At 47.9% G+C, this 22,886-nt stretch carries 26 protein-coding genes and 1 riboswitch; of the genes, 15 read left to right on the forward strand and 11 right to left on the reverse strand.

Going from position 1 to position 22,886, the window contains the following annotated elements; genetic code table 11:
• Positions 1-73 precede the first annotated feature (73 nt).
• The 7 genes from IMCC21906_RS06590 (at position 74) to IMCC21906_RS06635 (ending at position 6,451) form a co-directional block, all read left to right on the forward strand.
• The gene (locus IMCC21906_RS06590) at positions 74-421 is read left to right on the forward strand and encodes a hypothetical protein (RefSeq protein ID WP_156166007.1); all 348 of its coding nucleotides are present in this window, start codon (positions 74-76) and stop codon (positions 419-421) included.
• A gap of 84 nt (positions 422-505) precedes the next feature.
• The gene (locus IMCC21906_RS06595; RefSeq protein WP_047011503.1) at positions 506-1,018 is read left to right on the forward strand and encodes a hypothetical protein; all 513 of its coding nucleotides are present in this window, start codon (positions 506-508) and stop codon (positions 1,016-1,018) included.
• An 82-nt stretch (positions 1,019-1,100) separates the two neighbouring features.
• The gene (locus IMCC21906_RS06600; protein ID WP_047011504.1) at positions 1,101-1,409 is read left to right on the forward strand and encodes a hypothetical protein; all 309 of its coding nucleotides are present in this window, start codon (positions 1,101-1,103) and stop codon (positions 1,407-1,409) included.
• Between the two features lie 97 nt (positions 1,410-1,506).
• A complete protein-coding gene (locus IMCC21906_RS06605; RefSeq protein WP_052763407.1) occupies positions 1,507-3,165 on the forward strand; it encodes a DUF262 domain-containing protein in 1,659 nt (552 codons plus the stop codon).
• 50 nt (positions 3,166-3,215) lie between these two features.
• Positions 3,216-3,938, forward strand: a complete 723-nt coding sequence (locus tag IMCC21906_RS06610) for a hypothetical protein (protein WP_156166008.1) — start codon at positions 3,216-3,218, stop codon at positions 3,936-3,938.
• An 87-nt stretch (positions 3,939-4,025) separates the two neighbouring features.
• Positions 4,026-4,673 carry a DUF6680 family protein gene (locus IMCC21906_RS06615; RefSeq protein WP_197085965.1) on the forward strand — a complete coding sequence of 216 codons (648 nt, stop codon included), beginning with the start codon at positions 4,026-4,028 and terminating at the stop codon, positions 4,671-4,673.
• A 1,058-nt stretch (positions 4,674-5,731) separates the two neighbouring features.
• Positions 5,732-6,451: a hypothetical protein gene (locus IMCC21906_RS06635; RefSeq protein WP_047011509.1), complete on the forward strand. Its 720-nt coding sequence runs from the start codon at positions 5,732-5,734 to the stop codon at positions 6,449-6,451.
• Between the two features lie 79 nt (positions 6,452-6,530).
• Here the strand turns inward: IMCC21906_RS06635 and IMCC21906_RS06640 are convergent, their stop codons facing one another.
• Positions 6,531-6,800 (reverse strand): BrnA antitoxin family protein, encoded by a 270-nt coding sequence (locus IMCC21906_RS06640; RefSeq protein WP_047011510.1) that lies wholly within the window; start codon positions 6,798-6,800, stop codon positions 6,531-6,533.
• Entirely contained in the window at positions 6,787-7,086 is a 300-nt protein-coding gene (locus IMCC21906_RS06645; protein WP_047011511.1) for a BrnT family toxin, read from the reverse strand. Before IMCC21906_RS06645 ends, IMCC21906_RS06640 begins: the two co-directional genes overlap by 14 nt.
• Positions 7,087-7,585: 499 nt before the next feature.
• Between IMCC21906_RS06645 and IMCC21906_RS06650 the strand changes: the two genes are divergently transcribed.
• The gene (locus tag IMCC21906_RS06650; protein ID WP_197085966.1) at positions 7,586-7,771 is read left to right on the forward strand and encodes a hypothetical protein; all 186 of its coding nucleotides are present in this window, start codon (positions 7,586-7,588) and stop codon (positions 7,769-7,771) included.
• 316 nt (positions 7,772-8,087) lie between these two features.
• Here IMCC21906_RS06650 and IMCC21906_RS06655 read toward each other — a convergent pair whose 3' ends face one another.
• Complete coding sequence (locus tag IMCC21906_RS06655) at positions 8,088-9,266, reverse strand: fatty acid desaturase (protein ID WP_197085967.1); 1,179 nt, start codon at positions 9,264-9,266, stop codon at positions 8,088-8,090.
• Between the two features lie 346 nt (positions 9,267-9,612).
• On the opposite strand from IMCC21906_RS06655, the gene IMCC21906_RS06660 reads away from it, so the two are divergent.
• Positions 9,613-10,620, forward strand: a complete 1,008-nt coding sequence (locus IMCC21906_RS06660; protein ID WP_052763408.1) for a 2-dehydropantoate 2-reductase — start codon at positions 9,613-9,615, stop codon at positions 10,618-10,620.
• A gap of 19 nt (positions 10,621-10,639) precedes the next feature.
• On the opposite strand, the gene IMCC21906_RS06665 is transcribed toward IMCC21906_RS06660, so the two are convergent.
• Together IMCC21906_RS06665 and gtfA are read right to left on the reverse strand one after the other, a co-directional pair.
• Complete coding sequence (locus IMCC21906_RS06665; RefSeq protein WP_047011515.1) at positions 10,640-11,071, reverse strand: hypothetical protein; 432 nt, start codon at positions 11,069-11,071, stop codon at positions 10,640-10,642.
• A gap of 79 nt (positions 11,072-11,150) precedes the next feature.
• Positions 11,151-12,593 carry a sucrose phosphorylase gene (gtfA, locus tag IMCC21906_RS06670; RefSeq protein ID WP_047011516.1) on the reverse strand — a complete coding sequence of 481 codons (1,443 nt, stop codon included), beginning with the start codon at positions 12,591-12,593 and terminating at the stop codon, positions 11,151-11,153.
• 247 nt (positions 12,594-12,840) lie between these two features.
• On the opposite strand from gtfA, the gene IMCC21906_RS06675 reads away from it, so the two are divergent.
• Positions 12,841-13,908, forward strand: a complete 1,068-nt coding sequence (locus IMCC21906_RS06675) for a transporter substrate-binding domain-containing protein (protein ID WP_052763409.1) — start codon at positions 12,841-12,843, stop codon at positions 13,906-13,908.
• Positions 13,909-13,953: 45 nt separating this feature from the next.
• Here IMCC21906_RS06675 and IMCC21906_RS06680 read toward each other — a convergent pair whose 3' ends face one another.
• From IMCC21906_RS06680 to IMCC21906_RS06700, 5 genes are all read right to left on the reverse strand, one after another.
• Positions 13,954-14,601, reverse strand: a complete 648-nt coding sequence (locus IMCC21906_RS06680) for an adenosylcobinamide amidohydrolase (protein WP_047011517.1) — start codon at positions 14,599-14,601, stop codon at positions 13,954-13,956.
• 15 nt (positions 14,602-14,616) lie between these two features.
• Positions 14,617-15,894 (reverse strand): cobyrinate a,c-diamide synthase, encoded by a 1,278-nt coding sequence (locus tag IMCC21906_RS06685; RefSeq protein ID WP_047011518.1) that lies wholly within the window; start codon positions 15,892-15,894, stop codon positions 14,617-14,619.
• A gap of 240 nt (positions 15,895-16,134) precedes the next feature.
• A riboswitch (cobalamin riboswitch) is annotated at positions 16,135-16,297 on the reverse strand.
• A gap of 35 nt (positions 16,298-16,332) precedes the next feature.
• Positions 16,333-16,653 (reverse strand): Mpo1-like protein, encoded by a 321-nt coding sequence (locus IMCC21906_RS06690; protein WP_047011519.1) that lies wholly within the window; start codon positions 16,651-16,653, stop codon positions 16,333-16,335.
• Positions 16,654-16,829: 176 nt separating this feature from the next.
• Complete coding sequence (locus tag IMCC21906_RS06695) at positions 16,830-17,552, reverse strand: YdiY family protein (RefSeq protein ID WP_047011520.1); 723 nt, start codon at positions 17,550-17,552, stop codon at positions 16,830-16,832.
• A 60-nt stretch (positions 17,553-17,612) separates the two neighbouring features.
• Positions 17,613-18,431 carry a mechanosensitive ion channel family protein gene (locus IMCC21906_RS06700; RefSeq protein WP_047011521.1) on the reverse strand — a complete coding sequence of 273 codons (819 nt, stop codon included), beginning with the start codon at positions 18,429-18,431 and terminating at the stop codon, positions 17,613-17,615.
• 426 nt (positions 18,432-18,857) lie between these two features.
• Between IMCC21906_RS06700 and IMCC21906_RS06705 the strand changes: the two genes are divergently transcribed.
• From IMCC21906_RS06705 to IMCC21906_RS06725, 5 genes are all read left to right on the forward strand, one after another.
• A complete protein-coding gene (locus tag IMCC21906_RS06705) occupies positions 18,858-19,334 on the forward strand; it encodes a hypothetical protein (RefSeq protein WP_047011522.1) in 477 nt (158 codons plus the stop codon).
• Between the two features lie 273 nt (positions 19,335-19,607).
• Complete coding sequence (locus IMCC21906_RS06710) at positions 19,608-19,874, forward strand: DUF4404 family protein (RefSeq protein WP_047011523.1); 267 nt, start codon at positions 19,608-19,610, stop codon at positions 19,872-19,874.
• Between the two features lie 153 nt (positions 19,875-20,027).
• Positions 20,028-20,432 carry a septal ring lytic transglycosylase RlpA family protein gene (locus IMCC21906_RS06715; RefSeq protein WP_052763410.1) on the forward strand — a complete coding sequence of 135 codons (405 nt, stop codon included), beginning with the start codon at positions 20,028-20,030 and terminating at the stop codon, positions 20,430-20,432.
• 166 nt (positions 20,433-20,598) lie between these two features.
• Positions 20,599-21,075 (forward strand): hypothetical protein, encoded by a 477-nt coding sequence (locus IMCC21906_RS06720; RefSeq protein ID WP_052763411.1) that lies wholly within the window; start codon positions 20,599-20,601, stop codon positions 21,073-21,075.
• 318 nt (positions 21,076-21,393) lie between these two features.
• A complete protein-coding gene (locus IMCC21906_RS06725; RefSeq protein WP_047011524.1) occupies positions 21,394-22,476 on the forward strand; it encodes a PQQ-dependent sugar dehydrogenase in 1,083 nt (360 codons plus the stop codon).
• Here the strand turns inward: IMCC21906_RS06725 and IMCC21906_RS16815 are convergent.
• The gene (locus IMCC21906_RS16815; protein ID WP_156166010.1) at positions 22,453-22,599 is read right to left on the reverse strand and encodes a hypothetical protein; all 147 of its coding nucleotides are present in this window, start codon (positions 22,597-22,599) and stop codon (positions 22,453-22,455) included. The genes IMCC21906_RS06725 and IMCC21906_RS16815 overlap by 24 nt on opposite strands.
• Positions 22,600-22,886: the final 287 nt, after the last annotated feature.

Here is a 22,886-nt window from a genome sequence, read left to right on the forward strand (position 1 = left end):
ACCACAAAATAAAGCGTGAAAATTATGATGACTTCACGCTAATAATTATTATGAGGCCGTTGGCCTCATTAACATGCTGTTAACTGTCATGAGGAAAAGAGCATATTTTCGGTTGTATAAAATATCCCACTTTATTGGCTTCTTTTGCTTGGCAGTGGCTCTGGCCGACCATTTTTTTATACCATTTCTGGGTATGCAATTGCAGGTTGTGTTGTTATATGTCGTTGCTATATTTGTTGGCTTAACTGGGGTTTTTGGTTTTCTATCCGGCCAACCGTTTACATTTGCGCTTGCTCCAGAATTACGCTACCCGAAGGAGGGTACCGAAAAGGATGATGAATCACGGGCTTTTGGCTTGGCCTTTACAATAGTCTATTTGCTAGCTTTCGGTATATTTATATTAATCAAGTTCAACAGTTAACAAGGCAGTGTTGTCGCCTTCGGCTGGGACTGTCATTCCGCTGGCGCTCCATGCCAGCCCCAAACTGCGGCGTTAGAGGTTTTGATGGATTTCGACTTCGAGTCAATGGATCGGATAGAGAAGGATTTCTCTGGTCTATTCGTCACTCTCTCCATGACGCAGCGAAAAATCAGAGAGCTGCTCATAGAGCACTCTGATGGGAAGGTGTTAAAAGGCGATGAGCTGGTAGGATGGCTCGGCGAAATTTATACGAAGATTGCCGTAGGTGGCTACCTCGTAGATGACAGCTTTGAACATGATGTTGAAACAGCTACCGGAATGGCTATATCAGTCAAAGCTCGGCGCGGCACGAATAGCGGCTGGACTAGGACTAGTGCAATCCCAAAAATTGAAGGGGAGGATATCCCTACACATTTAATGTTTGTACATCTAAATGAAGATTATGTTGTTTCAGATATGTGGCTATATCCGTGGAATGATTTGATCTCGCAGGAGCGTTTTCGGAAGCACATAGTTCGCGGCAATTTTCGTTCTTACTATATGTCGGTAAATCCAACTCGGGACCAAAGGTACAGGGTCTATGCCAGCAACCTCTAACAAGTGGCGGCAATATGCTCCCTGCGGTCGCCGGACACCCAAAACGCTGCGCTTATTTGGGCGCCGTTGCGCCGGGCGTTAAATGTACAAGCAGATGACCGACATTGACCTAAAGTCCGCAACAATAATGGTTTCTGTATGCTTCCTGGTTGGTGGGGGTATCCAGTATTTCACGGGCTTTTACTGGCTAACAGCAGCGTTGCTGGTAATGGTCGTTGTTTTGGTCAATGGCCTCATCATATTCAATGAAGATCTTGATGAGAAAGGGTTCGATCATCAAGAGGGGATAACTGATACTCCTGAAGCTAGAGCAGGGCAAAGTAGAGCAAACAAAGTTCAAGTGGCAATAATTGTTTTGCTTATTATAGGTGCGGCATGGTCATACATTTAACAAGTCAATCAACTTCGCGCCTTCGGCGCCGGACGCAGCATAGCTGCGCCGGTTATTGAGGCGTTAGATGAGTCGCGCCATCAAATATCGAGGAATAATGAAAATAGAAGCCGAAATTGAAAACCTTAAAAAGATACTCGTCGATGATGAGAAATTTTATCAAATTCCAGACTATCAAAGACCTTATTCTTGGGATAAAGATAATCTATCTGACTTGATAGATGATTTAGTCTCGGCCTACCTTGAGAATAAACAAGAAACGTATTTTTGCGGTTCTTTAGTTTTAGTCAATAATGAATCGGATTCTAGATTTGACATTATTGATGGCCAGCAAAGAACAACTACATTCACGATAATCTCATGTGTATTTAGAGATGTGTACTTGTCAGAACTAGGTCCTAAAGCAAAAGACTTCATAAGCTCTTCAATTCAAGATAAATATGAAGACACCAAAAGGAAGTTGAAATTTTTGACAAATGAACAGTATCAAATTGACTTTGAAGAGACTGTTTTAAAGGGTATTGATTTTAAATCGACAAAACATATAGAAAAAGATTTTCCTAATAATAAGTATCTTCAAAATGCGCATTACGTCAAAGGTTTTCTGGAAGAAAAATTTACCGAACATAAAATTAAACCAGATGACTTCGTCATCTGGTTCTTTGAGAGCGTGGTCTTAACGGTTATAACCTGCCCGTCTCAAGATAGTGCAATTCAAATATTTAATGTTCTAAATGACAGAGGGATGCCTCTTAGTTCTATTGATATATTAAAGTCAACTTTGATGCAAAAATTAGACGGAAAAGAAGATCGTAATGCTTTTAAGGCAAAGTGGGAGTCTATTAATTCAAATCTAAAGTTTTCTGATTTTGATTTAGATAGCATGCTGAACACATACTTGTATTATAAGTTATCAGCTAACCCTAAAAATAGACTGGATAAAGAGCTTATAAGTATTTTTTCCAAAGAAGGAAAAAGTGCTCTAGAAATAATTAAAGAAATAGGTGATTTCTCCCAAGCCTATGTAAAAACTTTGAATGAAGAAAATAAGTATCTTTATTGCCTGAAATATTTAAAGCACAGAATATACTGGGTCAGCATTATGTCTACGGCCTTGTTTACAAATTACCCTAATATTGAAGAGCTAAAAAAACTTTTAGTCGCCTACTACTATCAAAATTGGATTGCAGGGGCTACGGTAGCTAGGATTAAGCAAGCTAGCTTTAATATATTGAAGCTAATAAAGTCTAATGCTCCAGTATCTGCTATATCAACAGAAATGCAGGATGGTTTAAAGAAATACTCAACAACTAAAACATTCAAAGAGGAATTAGAGGGGAGTTGGGTATACGGTCGAAAATGGGATAGAGCTGTTTTATTGTTAGTCGAATATTTTTCTAGTGACGACAGCAAGCAGAGCTATATTCCTATCGGAAGCAAATTGCATTTAGAGCATATTTTGCCTCAAAACCCAGATGACGTGGCTGGCTGGAAAAGCACCTTTAGCGCCGAAGAACGTGAGAAGTGGACTAACTCCCTAGCCAACTTAACATTGCTTTCTATGAGAAAAAATATCCAAGCACAGAATTATTCCTACGATAAAAAAATGGAAACTTATCAAGATAAGGATAATGTGGTTACACCATTCTTAATAACACAATATGTTATTAAGTGCGGAAAATGGAATATTGAAGAGCTAGAAAAAAGAGACAAGTACTTACGCACCAGAATCATGGAAAAACTGGATGTATTCTGAAAAATCATCTAACAAATCAAAGCACGCGGACGTGGTAAAGCTGTCACCTTTTGTGCAAAAAAAGCACAAAAATCGCCAACTTCACCAAGCCGGTGTTTGAGGCGTTATATTTCAAGGAAGATATGTCGTACGGAATAATATTAGCAAAAATCCTTCCTCAGAAATTCTTAAATGATTTTCTTGATGGAAATTTGCATTTAAATAGTGACAACTATTTTGCTAAAGCTGAATCAGATGGTTTTCTTCGTTCAGACCCTGATGAAGGGGCTGATGAAGCTATTCAATTTAGAGAAATAGCAATAAAAGATGGCGATGGAAAACGGGTTCCAATTGGAGGGGCTAAAAGCCCTTTAATCCATAGATATGGTAATAAACAGTCTCGTAATATCCTATGCCTTTTTATGTTTACAGATAAAGATAATTTTGAGTTCGATATTCGAAATTTGAACTTTGGTGAAGTTGCAGTTGTTATAACAGATTTGAAAGAATTTATTAAACGTATAAAGACTGCATCAATTAACAAAGGCAAAGAACTATTTCATGGTCCTGTGGAATACATTGATAAAAGCAATCATCATGGAAGAATGGGTCCATTTAGGAAATTTTTAGATTATGAATATCAAAGTGAATTTAGGTTTGTTCTAACTGAAGATGGTCATAAAGCAGAGCAAGCTATAAAGTTATCTATTGGTGACATCAGAGATATAGCTTTAGTTTGCTCTAGTGATAAATTATCAGAATTACCGAGCAAGGTTAATAAAAATGAAATATAACAAGTTAAATCATCGGAAAACCACTCGCTACGCTCGCGTTTTCCGCTGTTTAAAGCGTTAGGCTTCCAAGATAAGCAGAGAGGCATTATGGAAAACCTAGAATGGATCATTGCAGCAGCGACGCTATTAGGGCCTGTACTGGCGGTTCAAGCCCAAAAAGCGATCGAGCGTGCTCGTGAAAGCCGTAATCGCAAGTCTTGGGTATTCCATAATCTGATGGCAACCCGTGCGGCGCGAGTTTCAGCCGACCATGTTCAAGCCCTAAATATGATTGACCTGGTTTTCTACGGCACTCGTTTATTAGGCATTCATCGGCGTAAAAAATCAGAGCAAGGGGTTCTCGATGCATGGCGAGAGTACCATGATCACCTCGGAGATCGAGCTGATGATAAGTCGATGGAGTTATGGCACACGAAGGGAGATGAGCTTTTTGTAAATCTGCTTTACGCCATGGCGGAGGATGTCGGATACAAATTTGACCGAGTACAGCTAAAGAAAGGGGCCTACTCACCTATCGCACACGGCCAGTTTGAAGAAGAGCAAGCATTGGTCAGAAGGGGAGCAATAAAAGTTCTTTCAGGTGAGACGCCTCTCAAAATGGATATCTCTGCTTTTCCAATCAATCAAGAAGCATTGCAGGCCCAAGTGGAGCTTCAGCGTAACCTGAATGATGCACTTTCTGGGGATCGTGCTCTGAGGGTAGAAGTCACCGGCGGGAAGAGCGATCAAGCCTAACCATGTGGTCAACGGGACGCCAACTACGCTGCGCTTCGTTGTCGCCCATTACCACTGGCGTTAGAAGGCATTAGATATTATGCAGTCGTCACCGTATTTACTAAAGAATAAGCCCTTGCTAATTGTGTTTGGGCTGTGGATGCTCGTCGGCACATTGATCGTTTACGGCGGCATGAAATGGTTGACACCACTTATGTATATCATCTTCCCAGTGCTTGCGTACCTTTTCTGGAAAGGCTGGCGAGCAGCAGCAAAACATATTTCTGAGGGGTTTAATCGTGATCATTAGAAAGACTGGCGATGTGCCTTCTAACAAGTACGCGCAGTTGCCGCTGAAAAGCGCGGCGGGACAGCCAAAACTCCGCGCCTTTTTGTGCATTCGCTCCGCTCAGTGTCGCACAAAAACGCGCTCCATCTTGCCTGCCCCTGGCGTAGGGCGTTAGGCCTCCAAGAACATTACCGGGTAACATGAAGAGATGAAGTACTTGCAGTATTTTGTGATCGATCACTCAACTGGTGACGGCGTGAAGAGGCTCGAGTGGATTCTTTCTCTCGCGAGGATGGAAGACGTTGCGGTACATGTGGAAACCCATGAAACGTATACAACAATCCATGTTGAAACAGCGTCGGACGTTCGCGCTATAGCGCTAAAACTTGCGTTGGCACCATTTTCAGAATTTGAGGGGCGAATCTGATGGGCTCAGGGGGTGAATGATGAATAATTCTCCGCGCCAAATTGCTTGTTTTGGGCTAGGCCTTCTGGTCTACGCGTGTGAAGCACACGCCAGAGGAAGGGGATGCAGCCCAGATGGCTGCAGCCCCTTTATAAGCGTCTTAAGCACTGCGGCTGTTCTATATTGGTTATATTTTATTTCTAGGGGACGCAAAATCCCGTGGTTAGGTCTTGTGCCTCATGCGGTTATTATAGCAGCAACCGTTTACGCATCGGCGTCGACTCGGGGTGCGGGAGCAGCGTTTGCTGCGCTTATCATCATGCTTACAATTATTCATGGTGGATATAAGATCGTTGGTGCTCGGAAAATTGAATAGAGTCAGCGATGCCTAACAAGCGCATGTTGTCGCAGCGCAGAAAAACCAGCGCTGCTGGGACGGCTTACGCTTTGCTCCAGCCGCCCCAAATGCGGACGTTAGCATTCAAGGAGATTTTCGTGCAGCTTGACGAGCGAATGAAGGTTACGCGAGATCTGATATGGCAGGTAAATACCTATCAGGATATTCTAGAGTATCTGTCTTATGACCTTCACGATTCGGCAAGTCCCATAAGCCAAAATGAAGGTTTATTCTTTGTTTGGCATTCTTTAATGGGGCTACAAATATTAGCCTTAAGTAAACTGATTAAGGACGATGGCGCTTTTTCCTTAAAGAAACTCATCAATATGGGTGGCGCAAAAGTTAAGGGCTTTGATAAATCGGGCCTTCTGGAAGATTTTGACTATATTCATAGCGAGTACCAGCGACACAAACTAGATTCCGTAAGAGATCAATTTATAGCGCATTTGGATATGTCTGATGATGAAATTAAGACTGACATCCACATGCTATGTGTCGCTAAGAATCAAGTGACTTCGCTTTATGATCGAATATCCCTGGCCACTGGTGGTGAAGAGTATCAGCACGACGAGAGATGCGTTAAAGGTATTCGAGGCCTCTTCGATGAAATTGATGAATATGAGAAGATAAAGGCAATCATTGTGGCTGCACAAATTAAAGGTTTAAAACAGGTAAATGTTTCAGATTTTCTCGCAATTAAATGCTAACAAGGTAAGGCAGCGCGACGTAAAAACCTACGCTTCGCTCCAGTTTTTCCGCGCCTGCTTACGGCGTTAGCGAAAATCGTTACCGGCGGTTTTCTTGAACTTCTTTGGCGAGCCAAGCCTTGATGAGAGATTGATACGGCATGTCCCTTTTATTGGCCTCAACCTTGATGCTATCCAGCAAGCCTTCAGGGAGCCGTAATGAGATGGTCTTCGTTGAGGGCTTCAGGTTCGGAAGAATCGCTCGCTCAGCTTTGCTCAAATCCAAGTATTCGCTTGAATCATGGTTTTCCCAAAACTCGCGCTCTTCCTGCTCTGATTTAAAATCGGGTATTTTCTTAAGCTTGGTCATAAATCATTCTCTCCTTCCGGTGCATGTCCCGGGCGGAAATTACACGTATCAGTGTATCGCCTCCCCTGAGGGTAAAGGTAATGTGCAGCTTTCTGCCATCATTGGTTTTGCCGTAGGCGTGGTATCTTGTTTCTTTCCGGCTATGCTTATCGTCAAGCAACAGCAGAAGCGGATCGTTAAAAAACACCTGCTCGGCCTCGGCCTGGCTAACATCATGTTTTTCCGCGCTTTTTCTGGAGTTTCCATCATCCCAGTCAAAGCCGGTTACCTTGTTTAAGTTGAGCATGGATGTATATTTCCATAATATACAAATTCAGTCAAGGCGCTAACAAGGCCAAGCACCGCGACGGCTTTTTCGTTCCGCCTGCGGCTCCACTACAAAGCCGCACGTGTTGGCGGCGTTAAATGGCTTTCAGGGTTCACAGCATTTGTGAAGGTAAAAAACATGGAAGCATGTTGCGATTCAATGAAATACTTCAGTACTTTAAATTGCTCGGAGCATACGAGCATTTATGAGTGCCCTGATGTTCTGATATATATAAGCAACGAAAGCTATGGGCTTATCATCCATGATGGAGGCAGAAGCCAAATTCAAATTAAATATTGCCCTTGGTGTGGCTCAAAATTAGGTAAGCTTAGTGATTGAAATGCGACAGCCACTTAACAAGCACGAGCAGTTAGCCGCTGAAAAGCGCGGCGGGACAGCCAAAACGCTGCGCTTTTTTGCCTGCCCCTGCCGCAGGGCGTTATAGGGCCTCTAGAGTGCTATGAGCAAACTTGCTGGAATGACTCTCAATGAACGCCTGTTCCACGTCGGAATCATAGATGAGTTTGATGCCGCCATCTTGTCTCGGGATCAAGAAACAGCGATTGCTCTATTACAGCGTGTAGAACTACACAAGCAAGAGGCAGTGGAAACAGTGGCGACAATTTTTAAGAATCCTGGCAAGTATGGCTACACCGAGCGGTAGGCTAATTACAAGGCAGCCCAATAACAAGGCCAAGCGCGTGTGTTGGCAGCGTTATGAGCAATTAGCCCCTAGCAGAAGTCAACAGGATTGAAGCGTGTCTTAGGATCATCGGTGAGGACCTTGTTCCAAATGACCTCACGAATCGACTTGGCGGTTTCCAATATTTTGTCAGTCGAAAAGGGAAGTCATAATCGGAAAAGGAGGGGTGGGGGCGTAGCAACATTGGATTTGTTTCAGCGGGATGAGACTAAGCTCCCCGCTGTTGTTACATCTTTTGGGTAGGAGATAGCCCCCAGTTTTTAAGGGGGGTTGTGGATCAGGCCATTTGTACCGTCAGGAGTTGCAGGCGTTTGCGCTGCATTTTCATGGCGTATTCCAGCTCTTTCAGGCGACTGCGGATGGTGGCGTGCTCCCAGGCTTCCTGTAGGGCTTCTTTGTGTTCAGCCAAATTTTGCTGCAGGGCGTCTTTTTGCGCGGCGAGTTTTTCGCGTTTGGCGCTCATCCACTGGCCGCTGACTTCGTTCCAGTCGTTCAACAATTGTTTAAATTGCTGGTATTCCGCTTCTAGAAATTCTTGCAGGTGAGAGGCTTCTGCGCCTTTGGCATTTAGAGATTGCTCTGCACGTTTGAATTGCATGGCGACCACGGCCCGTTGAATTTTGAAATCGGGGATTTTCTTTAAATCCCATGTAAGGCCGATCCAAGAGGCAGATTTAATCAGCCATTTGGTGGGATCGTATTGAAACCAACGCACGCCGTTGCGGTAGTCGTTTTGAAAAATATGGTGGTAATTGTGATAACCCTCGCCATAGGTGAGAAACGCCAGGAGGTCGTTGTCTCGGGCAGAGTTTTCGTCGGTATAGGGACGACGGCCCCAGTAGTGAGCCAGCGAGTTAATAAAGAAGGTGGTGTGATGGCTGACGACCAGACGCAGCACACCTGCCAGCAAAAAGTGCTCAAGGTAATGGCCGGTGGCCAAACCTAATAACAACGGGGGCAGTATGTTCATGCCCAGCACCAAGGCCAGGTAGTGACGGTGTTGCCACATCACGATTTTGTCACGCTTGAGATCATTGGCATTGGAGAAGTCTTCAAGGCTGGCGGGATAGTCCCTGAGCATCCAGCCCATATGCGAAAACCACAGACCGCGTTTGGCTGAGTAGGGGTCATCGTCAATATGGTCAACATGACGGTGATGACGGCGGTGTCCCGAAGCCCAGATAAGGATGCTGTTTTGGGTTGCCGCAGCGCCAAACAGGGCGAAGAACAGCTTTAAGCTCCAATGGGCTTTATAGGTGTTGTGGGCCCAAAGACGGTGGTAGCCAGCGGTAATGGACATGCCATTGGCCCCCAGTACCAACACAAAGGCGATCCAGCCCGTGGCGGTAAAGCCATGGACGATTCCGTACCAAGGCACGCCGATTAAGGCAATTAGCAGGGTGCTGGAGAACAGAATGCTCTGCATCATCAGCAATGGGGGTTTCTTTTCGGACATTGATTCAGGTGCCTCTCGGTGCAACAACATGTGGTTTGGTACGTGTGGTTCTACTGTCAGTTTGCTTCTGTGGAGCTATAGGGGGATTCTATCGAATGCCGCCTTACTAGGACAGTGACCATTGGGTGACAGTTCTGTCACGTTTGCCAAAATTCCCCTAAGAGTAACGGCTTAGCTGGCGTCAGGACTATAGGGATTTATTCGGGGGTCTATCGGTGAATCTATTGGTGAGTGGATGCGAATTGCTCATAGCTAGAAATTATCAATAGATACGAAAAATAGCCAATACTTGATGATGTTGAGAAATCGACTATCGTTTGGTTTATAGCTTATTGAGGAAGAGCACGTGACATTACGAGTTGCCATTGTGGGGGCGGGCAGCATTGGTTGCTACTTGGGCGGCGTATTGCTGATGGCCGGGGGCTGTGTTCGTTTTCATGGCCGCCCACGTTTGGCGGCGGAGCTAGAGCAATTTGGTTTGCGCATTAGCGATTATCGGGGGTTGAATTATCATGTGCCGCCGGTTGCGCTGGATTACCGCTGCGGGCTGGATGCGTTGGATGAAGTCACCACGGTTTTTGTCACCGTAAAATGCAGTGATACCGAGGCAGTGGGGCAGGCATTGGCGCAGCAGCTCAAGCCTGATGCGGTGGTGGTGAGCTTGCAAAACGGCGTAGGCAATGGCGATATTTTGCGAGCTTGTCTGCCAAACCATACCGTGTTGGCGGGAATGGTGTCGTTTAATGTGCTGCAGCAGGGCCAGGGTCGCTTTCATGCTGGCACACAAGGCAATATCACCATTGAAGATGCGCCCCTGAGTCGAGAGCTGGCACCGCTGTTTAGGGTGTCGGGTACCCAGTATCAAACGTCAGATAATATGTCCGGAGTGCTGTGGTCCAAACTGTTGCTTAATCTCAATAACCCCATTAATGCCTTGGCGAATATCCCCTTAAAAGAACAGCTGAAGCAGCGCAGTTACCGCCGTAGCTTGGCGATTCTGCAAGAGGAGGCGTTGCGGGCCTTGGCGTTATCGGATATTGATTTACCCCGCCTGAATGCCTTGCCGCCCCGCTGGATACCACGGGTGTTACGCCTGCCCAGTGTTTTGTTTCGTCTTATTGCGCAACGAATGTTGGCGATAGACCCCCTGGCGAGGTCGTCTATGTGGGAAGACTTGCAACGAGGTCGTAGCACCGAGATCGATGCCTTAAGCGGTGAGGTGTTGCGTCTGGCCCAGCGGGTGGGCACCGCTGCACCCGCCAATCGCAAAATAGTGGCATTGATTAAAGAGGCTGAGTCCAGCAAGGGGCTGCAATACGGTGGCGCTGAGCTTTTAGGCTTGTTGCGGAGTTAAGATCTTAGCGCCGTAAGCTTCAATCAAATAAACCTTTGGCTTGCTCGATTCGCCAGCCCTGTTCGGTTTTGATGTAGGTGATTTTGGCGTCTTGTACAACTTCGTCGCCTTTTTCAAATTCGCCGTACTGCAGCTGCATTGCCATTAAGCTTAAACCTGCGCCAAAGGCCTGTAGAGGCTGGTCTTTGCTGGTGGTCTTTAATTCTTCTGTCCACTCATCCAGGCCTTTTTTAAAGGTCAGTGTGTAGCGCAGGTCTGCGATATAAACCCGGTCACTTTTTTGGTAGCCATTCAGTTTTTCAAAATCGGATAGGCTGAAGAGTTCTTCCATGCCGTCTTTTTGAAGGCTCGCCCAAAATTGCGTTTTCATTTCGCCGGTGCTGGGTTTCCCTGAGCAGGCGGTGAGCGTCAGGACGAGGCAGCTGACGAGGGTGGCTAAAACAAGGCGCATTGTTGATCTCTTGGTTTGCATCGTAGTGGAGACGAGATAATAACAAAATGCGCCTGTTAGGGTTATTTCCTGCGTTGCTTTAGCATTGAAAATGCTTTTCAGAAAAATCGTCCGGATCAAGGTATTCGACGTTGGCGGTTTTAAAGTTGAGATCCACAAACAGACGGCAATAGTGCTCGCCGTGACGCCAAGCCATGCTGACACTGGATTTATTGGAGTAATTTAATTCAAAGTGACCGTCAAAGGCGGGGTGCTGGGTGCGAAAGCGCATCAGCGTTAGCAGCCGTTGTACCACGGGTTGCTGGATGGCTTCGTCAACTTCATCCAGGCTGTAGTAGTGGCGGTTAATGTCTCTAAGCTCGCCGGTTTCTTCCATCAAGTCATTGTCGTTGCAGCCCGCCAATAGGCCGACGTAGTACACCTGCGGAATGCCAGGGCAAAAAAACTGTATGGCTCTGGCGGCGATGTAAGCATCGTCGTTTTGCATCAGGGCGTCATAGAAGGTGCAGGTTAGCTGATAGATGGCGCCAACACTGTGAATATTGGCCGCAGAGCGCCGTAGAATAGGGTCGGCACTGCGGGCAGAGATATTGTCGATCAGGGCGCGAATTTTATCGTCGGGTAACACGCCTTCAACATCGGGAATGCAAATGCCGTCGTGGGTGTCCAGCACCGTCACCATATTGCGGGGACACATGCGCAGCCAGTTTTTAAGGTAGACGCTGTTGTTGTCCAGCAGCGAGTACAGCAGCAGCGGTGGCAGGGCGAAACCATAGGGATGCATATTGCGGCGGCTAATGGCGTATTGATAACTGCTGTGGTCGTGCACTTCGGGTAAGCATTCGGCACCGTGGAGATGGGCCACCCCATTTATCCAGTCCAGGTTGCGGTACACGTCTGGCTCAACCAGAAAGCAGCTGGTGCCGATGATTTTAGTGGTGTAGCCAAAGGCGTCCAGGCGAAACAGCTTTACCCCTCGCTGGCTGAGAAAACCAATATAGTTTTCCATTAATTGATGGGTGAGGGGGGACTCCCAGTTCAAATCAACCTGATGCTCCGTAAAGGTGCACCACACTCGACCCTTTTGACCATTGGCAAATTCCACTTCTCGGAAGGGTTCTTTTTCTTTACGAATATGGATCTTGGCCAAGTCGTCGGGGGTGATCTCGCCATATTTGTCGACATGAACAAATAGCTCGGCATACTCAGAAGCATAGCCATTTTGGATGAAATCTTTGAACTCAAGGGATTCGTCAGAAATATGGTTAACCGTCAGGTCACAACAGAGGTCGTATTTGCTGGAAATGCGCTCTATGTCGTCCCAATCGCCAAATGCGGGGTCGACTTCTTTATGGCTAAGTGGCGAGAACCCACCGTCGGCATTAGAGGGAAAAAACGGCAGGATATGCACGCCGCCGATAGCATCGCTAAGGTGTTTTTCAATGACGGTATTGAGGTCTTCCAGATTGTTTCCCAGTCTGTTCGGGTAGCAGATTAACTGCACCGCATTTCGTAATCCCATTCGCTTTTCTCCCCGGCAGCGTCATTTAAAAATAGGTAGATGACTAAAGCCATGCAAATACCGTGCAGGGCTGGATGCTTTAAATTTTCGCTGAATAGCTGCGATCATCAGGAATTGCTCTGCAGTGCCAAGAGAATTAGCGCTGATTGCGCCATACTGACGTATACGGTTTTGCGCTGGCGGCTACGTGCTCAAATGAGTGCTAAGCTAAAAAGGCGTTATTGATAAATAGTTTTATGGGGGAATTATGAAGCGGCTTTGGCAATCTCTATTTTTGGTGATCTGTCTTTTTCCAATGCTGGCCTCAGCGCAGGACGAAGAGAGTGGGGTACTTAAAGTCGGGGTGAAAGCAGTTGCACCCTTTGTTGTGAAGAGCGCAACTGGCTGGAGCGGCTTGAGTGTTGAACTGTGGGAAAGCATTGCCCTGCAACAGGGCTGGCAAACTGAGTGGGTAGAGCTGGATAGCGCCCAATCTCAAATTGACGCCCTGGCCGCTGGCGAGGTCGACGTGGCGGTGGGGGCCTTGTCGATGACCTCTGAACGAGAAGCGGTGATGGATTTTAGTCATCCTTTTTTCACCACCGGTCTTGGCATTGCCACCTCAGTGGAAAGCAGCGGCTGGTGGGCTCTCTTGGCGCAACTGGTATCACCGGCGTTTTTGAGTGCGGTGGGGATATTGGCGGTGTTGCTTTTTGCAGTAGGCGGTTTGCTTTGGTTGGTGGAGCATAAGCGCAATCCCGAGCAGTTTGGCGGAAGCTTGTCGCAAGGAATAGGCAATGGTTTTTGGTGGTCTGCGGTCACCATGACTACTGTTGGCTATGGCGATAAAGCCCCTGTTACCAAGGCAGGACGTTTGTTGGCCACCATTTGGATGTTTGTGTCGGTTATTACTATTTCCAGCTTTACCGCCGCGATTGCGTCATCAGTCACGGTGAACTCCATGACTACAGCAGTGACGGGGTTGCAGGATTTAAATCGGGTTAAGACATTAGTGGTTGCGGGGTCTACGGCTCAGCAGGCGTTAACCTTGCGGGGCATTAAATCGATAGAGGTGACGACAGCGGAAGAAGGTTTGGAGGCCTTGCGTAATGGCACTGCAGATGCACTGGTGTATGACGAAGCCGTGCTGCGGTATTTATTGAAAGATGGCGATGCGCAGCTGGAAGTGATTGAGTTTGCCGGAAGCCAGCAAGAATATGCACTGGGTCTGCGAGAAGACTTCCCTCAGCGTGAGGCGCTGAATCAAAGTTTGTTAGCGGAGACCCAGGCTGCCAGTTGGCAGATGACTTTGCAGCGATACTTAGGACAGCAATAAGCAGGCTTTTAACGTGATGTGGTCAGCGCCGGTGGATACTGTCCGTTAAACGATACTGTCCGTTAAACATTGGATGAGTAGCTCGGCGCAGCGTTGCCCAGCCAAAGTGTGTTTGCCAAACCAGCGCTGTGGTTTACCGCTGCCACCAATGACCGCAATGCTGTCTGTGCCTGTTCCTGTTGCCAGTTCCCCTGATACTGGGCTGCGAATATTGGCTTTGTGTAAGACATGGGCTTTTGCTTCTGTGAGCAGGGTGATGATCTCGGTCATGCTGGCAACGGAAAGCTGCATATTGCTAATACAGACAATGTTAATTGTGCCTGGTGGCAGTGTGACAGGATTCTGCCAATCTGCAGGGTCGCCGGCGCAACGGGCGTTACTTAAACCGCTGGTCAGGTAAATAGCGAGTCGTTCGCCTTCAATGGTCGTCTCCGCCCAGCGCAATGAATCCATCGACGCTGCCGTCATCATGCCTACAGTTGTAGCTGTCCAGCCTTGACTGTCAGCGTATTGTTGCAGTGTTTGCTCGGGTGGTTGCTGGCTATCTGCGCCGCTTACCTTAAGATTTAATAGTCGGTTTGCCTCGCATACGCCACCATTTAATGCGGCGGAGCTGAGGCACCGGCGAGTGCCCTGCCAATGCAGAGCGAAGTGCTGATCCGCCGGTGTCCAGTGCCAGTCTTGGTCATTCATTGATATTCATCGGCATCAGTTGTTATTGCAGCCATTAAACCAAGCACAAATGGTGTCCGGGTCGGATGAGAAATACCAGTGAACAAAGGATGCCACGGTGTTGCGGTAACGGAAAATGCCTTCACCCACCCGGCCATCGGCAAACTCGCTGCGTTCTTCCTGCTGGTCATTTTCCAGCTTGGCGTAATGGAAGGTGTGGCCCCGTAACGACGTGCCGGGAAGATGCTGATAACCCAGTGCGGCTAAGCGCGGTTGAACGACGGCTTGTTCATTGAACACCCCGAGCATCTCAAATTCTTGTTCGTCGTGTTGCAGAGATTGTTGCAGGTAGAGCATGCCACCACATTCGGCAACACAGATTTTGCCATCGTGAATGTGAGCGGCGACTGATTCACGCATACTTGTGTTATCGCTCAAGATTTTTGCATGTAACTCGGGGTAGCCGCCGGGTAGATACAGCGCGTCGCAGTCTGGAATTTGGCTATCATTTAAAATTGAAAAGAAGCTAACTTCCGCGCCCTGCCGTTGCAGAAAATCGATGTTGGCGTGGTATAAAAAATTTAAGGCTGGGTCTCTGGCAATGGCAATGCGCTTACCTTTTAGACGTTGTTCGAGGTCTGGTTTTACTGACTCCAGTAACAGGTCTAATGTTTTCCACGGCAGTTTTTCCAGTGCCGGTGCGAGCTTTTCTGCCATCGCTGCAGCGGCGGGGCCGCCCGTGTCTTTGCCGCCATCAATACCTAGGTGACGTTCGTGTACTGCCAGTGCCGGATCGCGATGAATGGCGGTGATCCAGCGAGTAGGGGGACGAATGCTTTCTTCAAGCATACTCGCATGGCGAGGGCTGCCCACTTTATTGGCCAGCACTGCGACAACATCTACGTCTTCGTCGTATAGGCTTAGGCCGTAAATAAGCGCACCAAAGGTTTGTGCTTGGGCAGAGGCGTCGGCGACCATTAATACCGGCAGTGCAAAGTCTTTGGCCAATTTGGCTACCGAGTGTTCACCGTCGAATAAGCCCATTACGCCTTCAATGAGGATATGGTCGACTTCTCTCGCTCCTCGGGCTAGCTCGCGTTGAATTTCTTCCCGGCTTTGCATCCAGTAGTCCAGCTGTCGCACTTGTAGACCTGTGGCATGCTCCAAAAAAGCAGGGTCTAAGTAATCGGGCCCCATCTTAAATATACGAACCGTTTTGCCCGAGTCTAATAAGGCCTTTGCCAAGCCGGCAGTTACCAAGGTTTTACCGTGGCCGCTGCCGGGTGCCGCGACGATTAATGCACTGCCGGTCATGAGCTGTCCTCGTTGTTAATAAAAATGTGCTGACAGCTATGCTGCCTGCATTAAAAATGTGTGTTTGCTTGCGGTGACGTTACATTGACGCATACATATTGTGTTGCGACGTTGATAGTGAGCAGGTTGGAGGCGCAGGAACAAACGCAGCCAAAATCTGCTGAAAAGCTCACAAAAAAGCGAAAAGGAAGGGCGGGATAGATTGCGGTATGCACTCTGCCCGGCCTGTTGCCCACCGCAACGCCATCGGCTGTAGCAGGCAGGTATTCGGACTTGTGAAGCGGTGTGTTAAACACTGGTTCACTTACCGTTGCGGGGGCAGTACCGGCCTTGCTGAGTGCGCACCGGTTTCCCGTTTAATTTGCCACCGTGGGTGGACAAAACCTGTTACGGCCCGGACTGTAAACGAAATCTTAAGGCTTTGGCAAGAAGGACGATTTATAGTGGTAGCCGACCGGTGAGTAAATCTTTTGCCATTACCCAGTCGCCTATAAAGCTGTAAAGCGGATGACTAAAGGTGGCAGGGCGGTTTTTTTCAAAAAAGAAATGTCCTACCCAGGCAAAGCCGTAGCCAATAAGCGGTAGTAGCATTAGCAGTAACCAAGCGCCGCTGAATATGGCTGTTAAGAGTACGACTATTACCAAACAACTGCCGATAAGATGCAGTCGTCGACAAACAAGGTTTTGATGTTCAGCTAAATAATAGGGATAAAACTCGGCAAAGCTGTTAAAGGTCATTTGATTATTATCGTTATTCATACTGCCTCCATTAACGAGCAGATATAACACATGACGACTATATATACCCGGGGCTGGCTAGCTTGCAAGATGTTGGCTTGTGGTTTTACAGGCTAATTGAGTGACGTGACTGAATTAGTGCTTATGAACAGCAAAGGCGCCCTTAAGCGCCTTTGCTACATCACTGTGCTCAAAGCTTAGAAACTATAAACCAGGGTAACGGCTGTTTGACGATCCAGATGTACTGTTTCTTGGGGAACGGTTTCGTTGTATTCCAATATATAACTGATACTGAGACCAAAGCCGCCAACGATTTTTGTTTTTAGTGAGGTGGTTGATTTACTTACGGTGTTTTGGTCACCGCTTTCTACCGTGAGTAGCTGACTCAGGCTAGCGGTTTCAGACAAGGAATATACGAGTTCGGTGGATAAGCGCAGAATAGCTTCGCTAATTTGCCCGTCGCCTTCGTCACTCGGTGCTTCAAATTCGCTCACTCGTACACCGGGACCGACTTCTGCGTCCCATGTGAATTGGGTGGTTTTGAAAATTCTGCGGCCATAACCGGCTGACACGGTGGCCTGATAGCGATAACCACTAAACAGGTCTTTGTCTACGCCGCCGTAAAGAAAGGTGTAGTTAAACTGGCTGAAGTCATAGGCAAGACGGTTAGATAAAAAATAGGCTTCGGCGGAGCGGGTGCCATCGCTTTCGTTGTTTTGACCGTTTGCTGTTATGTCGTAGGTCCAACTACCGCGTTGGCGTTTGGCGTTGATTCTACCTAGCACGCTTTTTTCATCGGTGTTGCCCTCGGTCTGGTTGTAGCCAAACTGTACGTCACCTTTCCATAGTTTTGGCGGCTCCTGGGCCAGTGCATTCGCGGATGCAAACACTGCGATTGCCGCTGCCATATGCTTCTTCATGTTTTCCCCTTTAAGTCTTGGGTGAATGTAATGCGTATAAATTGGATTTGCGGCAGATGCTTAGCCGTCGGATTTGTGAAAATGTACGTCCATTTGCGGGAAGGGGATTTCTATACCTTCGGCATCAAAGCTGTTTTTGATGTCTTCCACAAGCTGCCAGCGCGTGGGCCAGTAGTCACCGGTGGCAACCCAGGGGCGACAAATTAAGTCAATGGAGGACTGGGCCATTTCATTCACTTTAATGGTGGGGGCTGGGTCTTTCATGATGCGTGTGTCGGCATCGACCAAGCGTTGGAGTATGTCTTTTGCTTTTTGCATATCGGCGCTGTAAGAAATGCTGACGACGAGATCGATACGGCGGCGGGGCATGACGCTGTAATTGGTAATTGCGCCAGACATCATTTTTGCATTGGGGATCATAATGCGTTTGTAATCGCCGGTGAGTAAGGTGGTAGAGAATAAGCTAATGCTTTCTACGGTACCGGAACAACCGCCGCCCTCTATCCAGTCGCCAACTCGGCAGGGACGAAATGCGATAAGCAGTACCCCAGCGGCAAAATTGGATAACGACCCCTGCAGTGCTAAACCAATGGCTAAACCGGCTGCGCCTAACGCGGCAATAACGGAAGCGGTTTGCACTCCTACATGAGCTAGTGCCGGAATAATCGTTACTGCCAGCAGCAAGGTAAAGGTGAGCTTGCTCATGAAGTTAGTGAGGGTTGGGTCAAAGCCGCGATTATTCAGGGTCTTGCGAAGCAAGCCGGAGAAAACCTTGGCGAGCCAATAGCCGATAAGGACGATGGCCAGTGCACCCGCAATTCGTATTCCTATCGCGCTGGCCTCAGGGCCGTATTGCTCAATAAATCCCTGCAAGTCCATTTAGTACTTCCTCGTTAATTTGATGAGGCTGCAATTATAAACAGCCCCCGTGGGGGCTTTACAGTAATCAGCTGATAAAACTGAAATAACTGGGCGATTGATTTCAATCAGGGCAAATCTGCAGGCGCTAATATGCATTTTTTGCGGTGTGTGACAGCGTTAGGTAACGCAGCTCACATTTCTAATAAGCCCTGAAACTGGTGTTGAACCGTTAATTGAGAGTTGGGTCAGTAACTCAGGCGCAAGCCGATTAGAAACGCTGATTTTCAGAGAGTATTTTAATAAAAACTTTACAAATGATAATCATTATCATTAAATGCATGTTGAGGATCATCTCCGGTCGAGTGAAATAGCACATTGGCTCATCGCCTGTATTTGTTATTTCGTTCATTTTTGTCACCGTGAATACCGTGAAAGGAACGCAAAATGTCATTTCAATTTCTATGTGCGGCCCATCGTCAGCAACTAAGCAGCAACGCCTCAGCGGCAGAACTTCGCTGGGAGGAATGGATGGAAACGGGGCGCCGTGCTTTTGCTGACCGGGACTGGCGACATGCGGTACGTTTTTTGGGGTGTAGCTTTGAATTAAGTGAGTTGTTATTGGCTTGTGACTCGCAACCTAATTTGGATGCCTTGGATAGATTTATGGTGTCGGGGCATTTTTTAGCCGAGTGCTTTGCCAATACCGGCAATAGAGACTTACAGCAGCATTGCTTGCTGGCGGTCCACCACCGCTTGTTAAAAGTGTTGCGCACCCCTGAAGGACGCAGCCTGCCATTGAAGCGTAATATTGAGTTTTCGCTGCAAATGCTGTCTCGCTATTACGAGGCAGAGGGAAATCGCGACGCCTTTGATCATTGCCAGCGAGAAAGCCAGCGCTTGTTAAACCGTTGCTATCATTAGGGCCTGTTAACGCTAATTTGATTGTCACTGCTGGGGGCAAAAATGGCCCCAGCCCCGTTTTCTACAAAGAAAGGGGTTGTGGCTAAAAATGCGCCACTCTTCGTTGCTCGTCTCTCATTGGGAACCACCAAACCACGCTCCTCGCGTCTCGATTGGCACATTTTCAGTCACAACAGTGGTAATCCAATTAGTGTTAACAGACCCTGGTAAGGCTATTGGCCATTTACCAATCAGTGCTAAGCTGTAGATTAAGTCACTGAGGGAGAGCAGGTAATGGACCCTAAGCAATTACATGAGCAGCTGCAGCGTTTGCAGACAGAAGTCGATACCTTGTCGGCCAATGATGAGAATCGCGCCAAGCTTCACGCTTTGATTGACGATATCGATAGAGAGCTGGGTACCAGCCCTCAGTTTGTGTTGGAAGACACCAGCTTGCAGGATCGAGTCGATGAGCTGGTTTCCAGCTTTGAAGCGGAACATCCCACCACCGCGGGCATCTTAAAAGACATTATGGTTAAACTTGCCAGCATTGGTGTGTGACATAAACGTTTGCGTTTTCCCCTCCGGGTCAGGTCGATAAGCATTTGGTCTGGCGCCGGGATAGCTCGCTACAAGCGGGCTAAGCTTGTGGGGCGTGGAACTTATGGGATAATTGGCTGCCTGTGTAGGCACCTCAGTTAGCCGATTACCTCTATGATCACCTCAATAACTGCCCATAAGCGTTACTTTTCCTTTGTGTTTTTGTCGTTTAGCCTCATGTTGGCTGGCTGTGCCAGCACGGATTCGCTCAATGGTTCGTCCTCGGTGTTTGAGGTCGGTAAGGCCTCGTTCTATCACCAAAAATATCACGGCCGAACCACCGCCAGTGGTGAGCGGTTTGATCAATCTGCGATGACCGCTTCTCACCGCACCTTAGCGTTTGGTACCCGGGTTCGGGTTACCCATCAGCAAACCGGCCGCAGCGTGATTGTGACCATTAATGACCGTGGTCCTTTTATACGAGGCCGAGTAATAGACCTGTCCACCGCTGCATTTCAGAAAATTGCCGAGCTGCGTAGCGGGGTGGTGCCGGTGCGTTTAGAGATTGTCGGGGAGTGAGTGGCTGCTCGATAGCGTATTTGCTAAATAAGACGCCTTGCGTGGGGATAGTGCAGGATGGTTCTGTTGCTATGCGGCCGTTATCTTAAAGGGTGATCTAGCCTCATTTTATTGCTAGAGTTGCGCCGCGTTGCGATTTGATGTCAGCAGAGGCCAGAAATACACGATGCAATTACCGGGATTTTTAGTGACCAAAATGCGCAGTTATGCGGATCAGGTCTGTCGCGGTGTCCCCGCTAAAATTATTGGTACAGATTACCTTACCCGCTGGTATGTGATTCCTCGCAACCGCCTTTTCAATGTGTATTTGCATCATGTGGTGGGCAATGATCCCGATGAGAATCTGCATGATCATCCCTGGCTTTTTAATATCTCGGTGGTGTTGCGAGGTGAGATATTTGAAGAGATGACGGCGCGTTCTCGCATACTGCGTTCCGGCAGTTTCACTTCTCGGCTGGGGCGTTCGCCGCATCGTTTGTTGCTGCGTAGCGATGACAGTCTGACGCTTTTCATTACCGGCCCCAAGGTACGGCGTTGGGGCTTTTATACTGACAAAGGTTGGGTTGACAGCAAGGATTATCTACACCCCGAAGGCGATGGTCGTGGGGTGAGAGAGGATTTTAAAACCTCGACAAATTCCTGAAGTTTTTGTTTTGACATCGCATTACTGACTTTTTATTGTCGCTGCCCGTTTTGCTATAGCCTCTTTGTTCTAGCCTCTTGGTATATCCCATTTGCTATAGCCTTAGCGGCATAGCTTCACTGCAATCCCGCTATACCAATATCCCCGTTATAAACGTATATATTGCGCTGCCATAAACCGGCCTTAATCTTACCGCCAAGCTTGCTATGCACCGCTATTTTGGGCAGCGTAGTGGGGGCAAGTCAGGTCGATTTTGATCAGTGATATCACTGCCGTATTCCAAGTCTTTTTGGTGATAGAGCGGGAATGGAGTATACGATGAAGCGGATTTTATGGTTTATGACGGCGCTGTTGTTAGCGAGCAATTGCAGTTATGCAGCGCAGCCGGCGTTATTACAAGTTGCCTCAGGTCTGGAGCATCCCTGGGGTATGGCTTTTTTGGATGATGGTCGTATCGTGGTCTCTGAGCGGCCGGGACGTTTGCGGATTATTGATAATGGCCGCGTCGGCGCACCGCTAAAAGGCCTGCCTGATATTGCGGCAGGCGGGCAGGGCGGCTTGTTGGATGTGGCGGTAAACGATGATTGGCTCTATTTTAGTTATTCGGAACCGGGCAACACGGCTAAAGAGAATTCCACCGCTGTCGCCCGAGCTAAATTAGAGGGCGATACCTTAACTGAGGTGGACGTCATTTTTCGCCAATCGCCCAAATTTCCTTCCCGTGGTCACTTTGGCTCCCGCTTAGCCTTCGCCCCTGATGGCAGCCTGTTTATCACCTTGGGTGATCGCCAGCGGGCCAGTGACGATGCCCAAACCTTAAACAACCATCATGGCAAAGTGGTGCGAATCTGGCCTGATGGTCGCATTCCCGAGGATAACCCTTTTGTGGACAAGGACGGGGCGCTAGCAGAAATCTGGTCGCTGGGGCATCGCAATGTGCAAGGGGCTGCGATTCATCCCGATACCGGCGAGCTTTGGACCCATGAGCACGGCCCTCAAGGCGGTGATGAGGTGAATATTACCCGAGCAGCTAACAACTATGGCTGGCCGGTGATTACCTATGGTGAGCAATACGGTGGCGGCAAAATTGGTGTTGGTACCCAAAAAGAGGGTATGCAGCAGCCAGTGCATTATTGGGTGCCTTCTATCGCCCCATCGGGAGTGCGCTTTTATACCGGCGATGCCTACCCGCAATGGCAGGGCGACCTGTTTGTAGGGTCGTTAAAATTTATGTTTTTGGCGCGTTTAACCCTAGATGGCAACAAGGTAGTAAAAGAAGAGCGCTTATACGAAGGTGAGCTGGGGCAGCGACTGCGAGATGTGGTACAGGGCCCAGATGGCTTGTTGTATTTATTGACCGACCACCGCCGCGGAAAATTATATCAACTGCAGCCACGCTAGGGTTTTAATAGACTGCGCTGGGTCATCGAAGGTGGCCGACTCGGGCTCGGCAGTATCGCCAATCAGTATCGCCAATAGTGACGGCAGCCAAAGGCTCGCTGCCGTTTTGATAGCAAGTCTCACATTAAGAACGGCTGATTTTCTCCTTAAAATTGAATTAATTGATCGCGTTGTTATCGAATAAAAACAGTGGGATTTGTTTAAGGAGTTTCTACTCGACGCTGTGATACCTCAGGCTATTCAGCGAATTTGTCAGCTAAAAGAACTTGTGCTGCCTGTGGACAAGCTCTTGCGCCGAAATGTGGGTTGCCTGCCAAAGGTCTGCAATAAAGCAGACAAATTCGATGAGCGTCCCCAGAGGGCGAGTTTCTATCTTCTTTTGGTATGAACGCCGGTTTCAAGGCAAGCCG

Source organism: Spongiibacter sp. IMCC21906 (assembly GCF_001010805.1).
Classification (GTDB): Bacteria; Pseudomonadota; Gammaproteobacteria; order Pseudomonadales; family Spongiibacteraceae; genus Spongiibacter.